At 67.1% G+C, this 11,930-nt stretch carries 9 protein-coding genes; 5 read left to right on the top strand and 4 right to left on the bottom strand.

Annotated elements, in window-relative coordinates:
- Window positions 1-117: 117 nt before the first annotated feature.
- From pdeM to ACQR10_RS25975, 4 genes are all read right to left on the bottom strand, one after another.
- Window positions 118-771: a ligase-associated DNA damage response endonuclease PdeM gene (gene pdeM / locus ACQR10_RS25960; RefSeq protein ID WP_316218232.1), complete on the bottom strand. Its 654-nt coding sequence runs from the start codon at window positions 769-771 to the stop codon at window positions 118-120.
- A gap of 43 nt (window positions 772-814) precedes the next feature.
- Window positions 815-3,577, bottom strand: a complete 2,763-nt coding sequence (locus ACQR10_RS25965; protein WP_316218231.1) for a ligase-associated DNA damage response DEXH box helicase — start codon at window positions 3,575-3,577, stop codon at window positions 815-817.
- A gap of 263 nt (window positions 3,578-3,840) precedes the next feature.
- A complete protein-coding gene (locus ACQR10_RS25970) occupies window positions 3,841-5,070 on the bottom strand; it encodes an ABC transporter substrate-binding protein (protein ID WP_316181968.1) in 1,230 nt (409 codons plus the stop codon).
- 108 nt (window positions 5,071-5,178) lie between these two features.
- Window positions 5,179-6,105, bottom strand: a complete 927-nt coding sequence (locus ACQR10_RS25975; RefSeq protein WP_316218174.1) for a class I SAM-dependent DNA methyltransferase — start codon at window positions 6,103-6,105, stop codon at window positions 5,179-5,181.
- Between the two features lie 121 nt (window positions 6,106-6,226).
- Between ACQR10_RS25975 and ACQR10_RS25980 the strand changes: the two genes are divergently transcribed.
- From ACQR10_RS25980 to ACQR10_RS26000, 5 genes are all read left to right on the top strand, one after another.
- Window positions 6,227-7,264 (top strand): ligase-associated DNA damage response exonuclease, encoded by a 1,038-nt coding sequence (locus tag ACQR10_RS25980; RefSeq protein ID WP_410051453.1) that lies wholly within the window; start codon window positions 6,227-6,229, stop codon window positions 7,262-7,264.
- On the top strand, window positions 7,261-9,147 hold the full coding sequence (locus tag ACQR10_RS25985) for an ATP-dependent DNA ligase (RefSeq protein ID WP_316218172.1): 1,887 nt from the start codon (window positions 7,261-7,263) through the stop codon (window positions 9,145-9,147). The genes ACQR10_RS25980 and ACQR10_RS25985 overlap by 4 nt, the downstream gene beginning before the upstream one ends.
- Window positions 9,148-9,465: 318 nt before the next feature.
- On the top strand, window positions 9,466-9,774 hold the full coding sequence (locus tag ACQR10_RS25990; protein ID WP_315801566.1) for a DUF6460 domain-containing protein: 309 nt from the start codon (window positions 9,466-9,468) through the stop codon (window positions 9,772-9,774).
- A gap of 13 nt (window positions 9,775-9,787) precedes the next feature.
- The gene (locus ACQR10_RS25995) at window positions 9,788-10,522 is read left to right on the top strand and encodes an MBL fold metallo-hydrolase (RefSeq protein WP_316218170.1); all 735 of its coding nucleotides are present in this window, start codon (window positions 9,788-9,790) and stop codon (window positions 10,520-10,522) included.
- A gap of 107 nt (window positions 10,523-10,629) precedes the next feature.
- On the top strand, window positions 10,630-11,916 hold the full coding sequence (locus tag ACQR10_RS26000) for an MATE family efflux transporter (protein WP_315801769.1): 1,287 nt from the start codon (window positions 10,630-10,632) through the stop codon (window positions 11,914-11,916).
- Window positions 11,917-11,930 lie beyond the last annotated feature (14 nt).

Genomic DNA, 11,930 nt, shown 5'->3' on the forward strand with positions numbered 1-11,930 from the left:
GCGCGTGACGCCCCCTCTCCAACTCTCCCCCGCACGCGGGGGAGAGGGCGCAGCGGAGTTCCTTGCGGGTATGATCAGTGCAACCCGAATTCATCCAACTGCCGACCATTCACTGAACTAATAACACCGCGCCGCGGCGATGCTGTGCAGCCTGGTATCGCCCAGCACATGCGCGATGAAGGCACGCTTGGGAAACAGCCTGGCGAAGGCTGCGTCGCGCACGCTCAACCCGCCGGCATAGGCGCCGAACGCCGGCATCACGGCGCGCTCGCCGTCGGAAACGAAGCAGCGCCGCTCCAAAGTGCGCGCCCGCGTCGCCACCCGCGCCTTGGGATGCAGATGGCCGGCGATCTCGCCGCGCGCGCCGGTCGGCTCGTGGCGGAAGCTGATCGCGCCGATCGTGATCGCGTCGACCACCTCGCCGCCAATGCCGCGCGGCGCCGGATCGTGGTTGCCCGTGATCCAGACCCAGTCGCGGCCAACCTGGAGGTTGGCGATGCAGGCGCGATCGTCGCCGGTGAGACGCGTATGCGCGTCGCGATCGTGAAAACTGTCGCCGAGCGCGATCACGATACGCGGATTGTAGTGGGCGATCACGGCTGTGAGGCGATTGAGGGTCGCGACGGTATCGAACGGCGGCAGCAGCGTGCCGCGCGAGGCGTAGCTCGAGCCCTTTTCAAGATGCAGATCGGAGACGACGAGCAGGCGCTGCTCGTCCCACACCAGCGCGCCGGAGAGATCGACGCGCAGCGCGGCGCCGGCGACGTCCATCATGCCCGATGCACAGAAAGTCCCCCGCAAGTCCGCCTCGCTTCTACCCCATCGCTTCCTTCACGAGTTCCTCGGCAGCCTCGGCCAGAAGCTCGTCGGCGGCCTCGCCATAGACGGATTCGCGGCCGATTTCCAGCATCACCGGCACCGCCAGCGGCGAGACGCGATCGAGTTCCCGATGGGTGATTCGTCCCTCGATGCGCTGGAGCATATCACCGAGTCGCTTCAGATCGAGCAGGCCGGTGGCGGCATCGGCGCGCGCCGCGCGCAACAGCATGTGATCGGGCTGATGCCGGCGCAGCACGTCGTAGACCAGATCGGTCGAGAACAGCACCTGGCGGCGGGTCTTCTCCTCGGTCGTCGACCGCCGCGCGATCAGGCCGGAGATGATGGCGCAGGAGCGGAACGTGCGCTTCATCAGTGCGGATTCGGCGAGCCAGGCTTCGAGATCGTCGCCGAGCATATCCGGGTCGAACAGCTTGGCGAGGTCGAGCCGCCCCTGTTTGACCATCAGCGACATGTCGCCGAGCCCCCACACCGCAAGCGCATATTCATTGGCGACGAAGCCGAGCGGCCGGGCGCGCGCCCGCTCGAGCCGGCGCGTCAGCAGCATGCCGAGCGTCTGATGCGCGAGCCGGCCTTCGAACGGATAGCAGACGATGTAGTGCTTGTTGGAGCGCGGAAAGGTCTCGACGAGCAGCTCGCGCCGGGCCGGGATGCGCGACACGTCCTTCTGCAACGACAGCCAGTCGCGCACCTGCTCCGGCAACGCGCTCCAGGCCGTGCGGTCGTCGAGCAGGCCGCGCACGCGCTCGGCGAGATAGGTCGACAGCGGAAACTTGCCGCCCATATAGGACGGCACCTTCGGATCGGAGTCGTTGGCCCTGCTGACATAGACCTGGTCCTCGGCCAGCGCCTCGTAGCGCACGATCTCGCCGCTGAACACGAAAGTGTCGCCGAGCGTGAGGCCTTCGATGAACGCCTCCTCGATCTCGCCGAGCAGCCGGCCGCCGCGCGCGATCGCGCCGGTCGCTCCCGTGCCGCCGCCGCGCGCGCGCACCAGCCGCACCTTCAGCATCGCTTCTTCCACGATGGTGCCGACGTTCAAGCGATAGCTCTGCCGCACCTTGGGATTGGCGACGCGCCAGCGGCCCTTCGCATCCTGCTTGATGCGCGCGAACCGCTCATAGGTCTTCAGCGCGTAGCCGCCGGTGGCGACGAAGTCGACGACGTCGTCGAAATCGGCCCGCGACAGCGACGCATAGGGCGCGGTGGTGATCACCTCCGCATAGAGTTCGTCGCTGAGAAACGGCTCGGCGCAGGCGCAGCCGAGCACGTGCTGAGCCAGCACGTCGAGCGCGCCGATGCGCAGCGGCGGCGTGTCCTGCGCATTGTCGGCGATGGCGTCGATCGCCACCGAGCATTCCAGCACCTCGAAGCGGTTGGCCGGCACCAGCACCGCGCGCGAGGCCTCGTCGAGCCGGTGATTGGCGCGGCCGATGCGCTGCATCAGCCGCGAGCAGCCCTTGGGCGCACCGACATTGATGACGAGGTCGACGTCGCCCCAGTCCACACCGAGATCGAGCGAGGAGGTGCAGACGACGCCGCGCAGCCGGCCGGCCGACATCGCGTCCTCGACCTTGCGGCGCTGCGCGACGTCGAGCGAGCCGTGATGCAGGGCGATGGCGAGGTTGTCGTCGTTGATGCGCCAGAATTCCTGGAACAGCATCTCGGCCTGGCTGCGGGTGTTGACGAACACGAGCGTGGTCTTGTTCTTCTTGATCAGCTCGTACATCTCGGCCAGCGCGTGGCGCGCGCTGTGGCCGGCCCATGGCAACCGCTCCTGGGTGTCGAGCATCTCGACCACCGGCGGTGCGGCGCCGCCGGCGACCACGACATCGGCCGCAGCGATGCCGCCGCGCGGTTGCGGCACCAGGAAGCGCGCGAGCTGCTCGGGCTCGGCGACCGTCGCCGACAGGCCGATCATGCGCATGTCCGGCGCGAGCCGCCACAGCCGTGCCAGCGCGAGCGACAAGAGATCGCCGCGCTTGGAGGTGACCAGCGCGTGCAGCTCGTCGAGCACGACGCGCTTCAGCGAGGAAAACAGGAACGGCGCATCGTCCGACGACAGCAGCAGCGCCATCTGCTCGGGTGTGGTCAGCAAAATGTCCGGCGGATAGCGGCGCTGCCGCTGCCGGCGCGACACCGGCGTGTCGCCGGTGCGGGTCTCGACCTTGATCGGCAGGCCCATCTCGGAGATCGGCGCCTCGAGATTGCGCGCGATGTCGACCGCGAGCGCCTTGAGCGGCGAGATGTAGAGCGTGTGCAGGCCGGTGGAGCGAACGACGGATCGCCCCGTTGAAATCACCTTTGCAGCTGCCGGGTTGGTTCCTGCTACTCGCGAAGACGAAGGATCGGGATCCGCGGCAGTGGACTCGCCGGATTCGTGCGAGGCGTACCGGCGGGAAGGCGCGGGACTCATCGATACTTCCGCCGGAGGCCCCCCTCCCCGCCCCTCCCCCACAAGGGGGGAGGGAGAGGAGAGAGCGGATTGTTTGGCGCGAGCAGATCGGTCATTCGACGCAGAGGCCGAGCCCAATTCCACCAAGGTTGGCAGGAACCCGGCGAGCGTCTTGCCGGCACCGGTCGGGGCGATCAGCAGTGCCGACCGGTTGGCCCGCGCCTTGTCGAGCAGCGCGAGCTGATGCGCGCGCGGCGCCCAGCCGCGCGCCGCGAACCATTTTGCGAAATGGTCGGGCAGCGCGGCGCTGTCGTCGGACGGGACTGGTGAGACGCGGGGCGGCACCGGGGGAAGGTAGGCAGTCACGCGCGGTTCGTCGAGGGTCGGGCGATAACACGCGACTGCCTCGACCACCTCCGCCGTCGGCCCAGCCCATGCTGGAGCGCACCAGCGCCCCAGCAAACTCCGTTGTCGTCCCTGCGAACGCTGGGACCCATAGCCACCGGCTTTTATGGGACGATGACTTGCAGGGACGCCTGCGTTCGCAGGGACGACACCGGAGAGTGCGGCGACAGCTCCTGTGTCATCATCCGACGGAGGGAAAATCCCTACTCCGTCATCGGCTTCTCGGAGATGCTCCAGTCCTTGCCGTCGAAGATCGAGATGTAGAGCGTCTTCATCGGCGTGTAGTCGTCCGGCGTGTAGGCGTAGTTGACGCCATCGAGGAAGAACGGCGAGTGGAAGCCCGCGAGCGTCGTGGCGTGCTTGAGCACGTTCTCGCGGGTCAGCGTGTCGCCGCAGCGGCGCAGGATCTCGCCCATCGACACCGCCTGGCCGTAGCCGGCATAGGCGATGGTGTTGTCGGGATCGATGTTGGGCAGGTACTTGGCGCGCAGCGCCTCGAAACCCTTGACGTCCGGGTCGTCCTTCCATTGCGGCACGCCGGCATCCTTGGAATATCGGATGGCGACGATGTCCTTGGCATTCTCGAGTCCGGCGGCCGAGAGAATCGAGCGGCCGGTCGAGCCGGCCGACAACAGCTGCAGCGGCTTCCAGCCGAGCTCGGCCACCTTGCGGATCGACTGCGACGTCGCCTTGCCGGTGGTGATGTTGTAGAACACGTCGGCGCCGGACTTCGACAGGTTGATGAGCTGGGAGTCCACCGTCGGCTCGGTGAGATCATAGGTCTGCTCCATGATCACCTGCGCCTTGCCGCCGGCATCGGCCAGCACCTTCTTGAACGGTCCCAGGAAATCGCGGCCGAAATCGTCGTTCTGATAGAGGATGCCGATCTTGGCTTCCGGCTTCACGCTCAGCACATGCTTGGCGAGAATGCGCGCCTCCGTCGGATACAGCGGCAGGCCGGCCATGGTCCATTTGTAGTTCTTGGGGTCGTTCCACTTCGAGGCGCCGGTGTTGAGCAGGAGCTGCGGCACGCCCTTGGAGTTGAGGTATTTGTGCACGGCGGTCTGCGGCGCGGTGCCGAGCGAGCCGTACAGCGCCAGCACCTCGTCCTGCTCGACCAGCCGCCGGGTCGCCTCGACGCATTTCGGCGCGCTATAGGCATCGTCCATCGTCAGGAACTTGACCTTGCGCCCATTGATGCCGCCCTGCTCGTTCAGCATCTGGAAATAGGCCTCGCCGACACGGCCGAGCACACCATACAGCGAGCCGGGGCCGGAATGCGGAATGGTCTGGCCGATCCTGATCTCGGTATCGCTGGCGCCGGCGTCATACTTCTTTTCGGCGGCCCAGACATAGGGCGAAGCGATCGTCGAGGCGCCGATGGTCGCAAGCGCGGTGGCGCAGAAATCGCGCCGCGTCAGATGTTTTTTCATTTTTGTCTCTCCCTGGACTGCCGGCATTTTTTGGCATCGGGAGAGCTGCGGCAAGAGCGAAGTTGCCGCATTGGACGCCGCGTGCAGCGCATTCAATAGCGTGTAGACTCAAGTCCTGGTGGCGACCACGGCCAGGCCGCGCACCGGCAATTGCTCCTCGGTCCGCGGCGACGCCGGCGCGAGATGGGCCAGCTTCAATCCCGCGGCCGCAATCACGCCACGGACATATTCCGCGCCATGGGCATAGCGCAGCCCCTTGCCCATGATGACACCGTCGCCGTCATGGGTCTCGACGGTGAAGGTCAGCAGCCCCCCCGGCATCAGCACACGTTGCGCCTCGCGCAACACCGGGCCGAGGTCGCCGACATAGACCATCGCATCGGCAGCAAGAATGAGATCCGCAGACGCATCGTCCTGGCGCGCCAGCCCTGCCGTCATATCGTCGACCTCGAGCCCGGCATAGAGCCCGGTGGCGCGCGCTTCCGCGATCATGCCGGCCGACAGGTCGATCCCGATGATGCTGTCGACATTCTTGGCGAACGCCGCCGCGCCCAGCCCGGTGCCGCAGCCGAGATCGATCGCGCGCTTGAAGTAGGCCGGCTTGCGCTCAGCGGCGCGCACTGCGAGCACCGCCTTGAACAGGATCGCCGGCGCCCGGTAGTTGAGCCGCTCGATCAGCTCGGACTCGAAGCGCGGCGCGTATTGGTCGAACAGCGACTGCACATAGGCCTTCGGCATATCCGACAGCGGCGCGGCACCGAGCTGCATCAGCCGCACGCTGGCGCCATGGCGGTCATCCGGATCGGCGCCCCGGGCGTTCTGGAACGCGGCGACCGCCTTGTCGGTTTCGCCGAGCGCAATCCTGATCTGGCCGAGCTCGAACCACGCCGAGGCGAAGTTCGGCGCGACCTCGATGGCCTGCTCCATCACCTCCGCGGCCGCGGCCAGATCGCCCTTCAATTGCAGGTCGCGGGCGAACTCGTAGCGGCGGTCGGCGATCAGGTCGCCGGAGGAGAGGAAGAAACGGTGGGGCATGCTGGAACCGTGGTCTGGGCGGGCTGTCATTCCAGGAGATGGATGCGCGGGTCAAGCCCGCGCATCCCGGCCGGGAATGGGACAGACTGAAAATCCGGCTGACGAGACCTATATGAACTTGATGCGCCCGCAAGACATTCTGTTGCCCGTTCCGTCCGGCCTGTGCTGCAAGTCCGGCGGCTTTCATATCGATCCCGTGCGCCCGGTCGAGCGGGCGCTGATCACCCACGGCCATTCCGATCATGCCCGTGCCGGCCACGGCGCCGTGCTGGCGACGCAGGAGACGCTGGACATCATGCGGCTGCGCTATGGCGAGAATTTTGCCGGCAACACGCAGCCGATCCGCTATGGCGAGGAGATCAGGCTCGGCGACGTCACCGTGAGCTTCCACCCGGCGGGCCATGTGCTGGGCTCGGCGCAGATCAAGGTGTCCTGCGGCGGGACCTGCATCGTCGCCTCCGGCGACTACAAGGATGCGCGCGATCCGACTTGTGCGCCGTTCGAGCTCGTGCAATGCGACGTCTTCATCACCGAGGCCACGTTCGGCTTGCCCGTCTTCCGTCACGGCGACGCGGCGCTTGAGGTCAACAAGCTGCTGGCCTCGGTGGCGCTGTTTCCCGAGCGCGCGCATCTGGTCGGCGCGTATTCGCTCGGCAAGGCGCAGCGCGTGATCGCGCTGATCCGCGAGGCCGGCTATGATCGGCCGATCTACCTGCATGGCGCGATGGAGAAGATCACGCGCTACTATCAGGACAAGGGCATCGCGCTGGGCGAGCTGCGGCCTGTGAAGGGCGTCAAGAAGGCCGAGCTTGCCGGCACCATCACGCTTGCGCCACCGAGCGCGACCTCCGACCTGTGGACCCGGCGCTTTCCCGATCCCGTCACCGCCTTCGCCTCGGGCTGGATGCGGGTGCGCGCCAGGGCCCGGCAGCGCGGCATCGAGCTGCCGCTGGTGATTTCTGACCATGCCGACTGGGCCGGGCTGACCGCGACGATCGCGGCGACCGGCGCAAGCGAAGTGTGGGTCACCCATGGCCAGGAGGACGCGCTGGTGCATTGGTGCCAGTCGCGCGGGCTTGCCGCGCGGCCGCTCGACCTGGTCGGCTACGGCGACGAGGAGGAGAGCGAAGTGGCGGCGACGGAGGACGCCGAGGCATGAACCGCTTCGCCGAGCTGCTCGACCGCCTCGCCTACGAGCCCGGCCGCAACAACAAGCTGCGGCTGCTGACGGCGTATTTCCGCGAGGTCGGGGACCCCGATCGCGGCTACGCGCTATCAGCGCTGACCGGCGCGCTGTCGTTCAAGCACGCCAAGCCGGCCCTGATCCGCGATCTCATCGCCGCGCGCACCGATCCGGCGCTGTTCGCGCTGTCGTATGACTATGTCGGCGATCTCTCGGAGACGGTCGCGCTGATGTGGCCGAAGGGCGCTCCTAATGAGCAGCTCGTTTCCGGGTACCCCTCTCCCCAGCCCTCCCCCACAAGGGGGGAGGGAGCCGAGTGGGACCCGGAGTTTGCATCTCATTCGATAGCGAACGGCAGCTCGAAAAGTGCTCTTGCTCCTCCGAGCACCACTCCCTCCGTTCCCTCCCCCCTTGTGGGGGAGGGTCAGGGAGGGGGGTGCCACACAGGCGGTTTCCCTGAAGCGCACACACCCGGATCGCACGCCGCAGACCACAACAACCCGCCACCGCCGACGCTGACCGAGGTCGTCACCACCTTGCGCACGCTCGGCAAGACGGAGATGCCGCGGCAGCTCGCGCAATGGCTGGATGAACTCGACGAAACTGGGCGCTGGGCACTGCTGAAGCTCGTCACCGGCGCCCTGCGCATCGGCATCTCCGCGCGCCTCGCCAAGACCGCGGCCGCCGCCCTCGGCGACAAGGACCCGCACGAGGTCGAGCTGATCTGGCCGGGCCTCGCGCCGCCCTATCTCGACCTGTTCGCCTGGCTGGAAGGCCGCGGCGACAAGCCGGTCAATCGCGATCCCGCGCCGTTCCGGCCGGTGATGCTGGCGCATGCCGTCGACGACGACGACTTCGCCAACATGAAGGCAGCCGACTACATCGCGGAATGGAAATGGGACGGCATCCGCGTGCAGGCAGTGAGCGGCCGCGAGGCCGATGGCCGCGTCGTCACGCGGCTGTATTCGCGCAGCGGCGAGGACATCACGGCAAGCTTCCCGGACCTGCTGCCCTCGCTGCATCTGCCCGGCGCGCTCGACGGGGAGCTGCTGGTGGTGCGCGACCGTCGCGTGCAGAGCTTCAACGTGCTGCAGCAGCGGCTGAACCGCAAGACGGTGTCGCCGAAGCTGATGAAGGAGTATCCGATCCACCTGCGCGCCTACGACCTGCTCGGCGATGAGGAGCACGATCTGCGCGAGCTGCCGTTCGAACAGCGGCGCGAGCGGCTCGAAGCGTTCATCCGGCGTCTGGATGACCCGCGCGTCGACCTGTCGCCGACGATTGCGTTCGCGACCTGGGACGAGCTGAAGGCTGCGCGTGCCAATCCCGCCTCGGCCGGTGCCGGCGACGATGCCGAGGCGGTCGAAGGCGTGATGCTGAAGCGGCGGGACGCGCTGTATCTGCCCGGCCGTCCCAAGGGGCAATGGTGGAAGTGGAAGCACGATCCGCACATCATCGATGCCGTGCTGATGTATGCGCAGCGCGGCCATGGCAAGCGCTCGTCCTATTACTCCGACTACACGTTCGGCGTCTGGACGGCAGGAGACGGCGGCGATCAGCTCGTCCCCGTCGGCAAGGCCTATTTCGGCTTCACCGACGAGGAGCTCCTGCAGATCGACCGCTTCGTCCGCCGCAACACCACCGAGAAGTTCGGTCCCGTGCGGCATGTCGTGCACGAGCCCGAGCAGGGCCTTGTGCTCGAAGTGGCGTTCGAGGGCCTGCAGCGCTCGCCGCGGCACAAATCCGGCATCGCGATGCGCTTTCCGCGCATCAGCCGGCTGCGCTGGGACAAGCCGCCGCGCGACGCCGACCGGCTGGAGACGCTGGAGCGCCTGCTGAAGAGCGAGGCGCTGGCGTGACAGCGTCTCGCGTGTCTAGACCCCAAAATGGCCTGACAATAGGGGACTCGTCATGCCCGGGCTTGACCCGCCTGCGCGGCCGTAGCCGCTTCGGCACGGCGAAGGCCCGGGCATCCATCCTCACTCGAAAGATGGATGGCCGGGTCAAGCCCGGCCATGACAGCATTGAAATGCGCGGCGATCCGCAAATGTCCGGCAGCGCGGAGGAACATTAAATGCCGGCAACCGGCTTGCGGCGCTGAGCCGGGTTCCCCACCTGCCCTGCCGTGCTTTATAATCGGGCTCGCGAATCCGACGAACCCGCCTGGAGACGATGCCATGTCGAACGACGTCAGGGACTATCCGGCCCGCGCCCGCAGCTCGGATGGCCTGTACCGTTTTCTCGGCGGCTCGCCGCTGTCGGTGGCGTTCCGGCTTGTGCTGCTGTCGATCCTGGTCGGCGTGGTGCTGTCGGCCATCGGCTTCGATCCGCTGAACATCCTGCATAGCATCCGGCTGCTGTTCATCCGGCTGTACGAGCTCGGCTTCGACGCCTTCAACTGGCTGTGGCGCTACTTCCTGCTCGGCGCCGTCATCGTGATCCCGATCTGGTTCCTGTCGCGGCTGTTCGCTCCGCGCGGCCGCTAGAGAGACGCAGCCGATGCAGCTCCGCTTCGTCGGCTGCGGTGACGCGTTCGGATCGGGCGGCAGGTCCAATACCTGCTTCCATCTGACGGGGGCGCTCACCAATCTTCTGATCGACTGCGGCGCCTCGTCGCTGCCGGCGCTGAAGCGGCTCGGCATCGCCTGCAACGCGATCGAACTGATCCTGATCACGCATTTCCACGGTGATCATTTCGCCGGCCTGCCGTTCCTGCTGCTCGATGCGCAGTTCTTACGGCGAACGACGCCGCTGGTGATCGCCGGCCCCGCCGGCATCGCGGCGCGGCTGACGCAGGTGATGGAAGCGCTGTTCGAGCATTCGTCGACGACGCCGCGCAAGTTCGAGCTGTCGGTGATCGAGCTGGTGCCCGAGGAGACGACGCGCTTCGTTGACATCAGCGTGACGCCGTTTGCGGTGGTGCACGGCAACTCCGGAGGGCCGTTTCTCGGCTACCGCATCGAGGCGGAAGGCAAGGTCGTCGCCTATACGGCCGACACCGAATGGACCGATAGCCTGATCCGGCTCGGCCGCGACGCCGACCTGCTGATCGCCGAGGCCTACACCTACGACAAGGCGGTGAAGAACCATCTCAGCCTCGCGACGCTGGAGGCGCATCTCGATGCTATCAGGCCGAAGCGGCTGATGCTCACCCATATGAGCGACGACATGCTGGGCCGACTGGACCGCATCGACCACGTGGCCGCGCATGACGGCATGAGCATCGACCTCTAGCCGGGAGACGCGAAAGGCCGCTAAGAACGGCAGAGACGCGCGCGTCGCGCGTTTCGCCAATCAAAGAGCCGTTCTTGACCGCTTCAGCCAAAGTCACGACTGCGCAGGTGTTCGACATCGCGGGCCCCGCGATGATCGCCAATCTGACCACGCCGCTGATCGGCATCGTCTCGACCACAGCGATCGGCAGGCTCGGTGAAGCGGCCATGCTCGGCGGCGTCGCCATGGCCTCGGTGATCTTCGACTGCCTCTTCTGGCTGTTCGCGTTCCTCCGCGCCAGCACGCTCGCCTTCACTGCGCAATCGCTCGGCGCCGGCGAGACCGACGAGATCCTGATGGTCCTGGTCCGCGGCCTCGTGCTGGCCGCGCTGATCGGCGTCAGCCTGATCGCGCTGCAACTGCCGCTGGGCGCGATCATCTTCGACATCATGGGCGGCAGCGACGCCGTGCTGAGCGCGGCCCACAGCTATTTCATCGTCCGGATCTGGTCGGCGCCCCTGGCGCTCGCCAACTACGTGCTGCTCGGCTGGCTGGTCGGACTGGCGCGTGCGCGGCTGGCCTTGGGCGTTCAGGTCGCGATCAACCTGATCAACATGGCCGCGACCATCCTGTTCGTCCAGGTGCTGCAGGCCGGCATCGCCGGCGCGGCGATCGCCGCCGTGATCGCGGAAACGGTCGGTGTCGCGATCGGCCTCGTGCTGGCGCGCCGATTGGTCAAGGCCGACGCCCGGATGTCGCGTGCGGCGCTGCTCGACCGCGCCAAGCTGATGCACATGATGGCCGTCAACCGCGACATCATGATCCGCACCGCGGCGATGATCGTGGCCTTCCTGTTCTTCACCTCGCAAGGCGCGCGCGCCGGCGACACGACGCTCGCCGCAAACGCGGTGCTGAACAATTTCCTGCTGGTGGCCGCCTTCTTCCTCGACGGGCTCGCCAATGCCGCCGAGCAGCTCTGCGGCTACGCGTTCGGCGCGCGCAACAAGGACGCCTTCGCCGGCGCCACGAGGCTGGTGCTGACCTGGGGCTTCGGCTTCGCGCTCGCGGTGGCCGCGATCTTCGCGCTGTTCGGGCCGGTGCTGATCGACGTGATGACGGCAAGCGATGCCGTGCGCCGTGCGGCGCGCGACTACCTGCCGTTCGTGGTGGCGTCGCCGCTGCTGTCGGTGTTCGCCTTTGCATTCGACGGCGTCTATATCGGCGCCACCTGGGCGCGCGACATGCGCAACCTCATGGTGGCGGCGCTGGTCGTCTTCCTCGGCACCTGGCTGGCGCTGCGCGGCTTCGGCAATACGGGCCTGTGGATCGCGATGCTGAGCTTCTACGCGGCGCGCGGCGGCTTCCAGGCCGCGCGCTATCCGGCGCTGTTGCGGGCGTCGTTCGGGAAATCATGAGGGTCGTAGGGCGG

This window comes from Bradyrhizobium sp. HKCCYLRH2060, from assembly GCF_051168135.1.
Classification (GTDB): Bacteria; Pseudomonadota; Alphaproteobacteria; order Rhizobiales; family Xanthobacteraceae; genus Bradyrhizobium.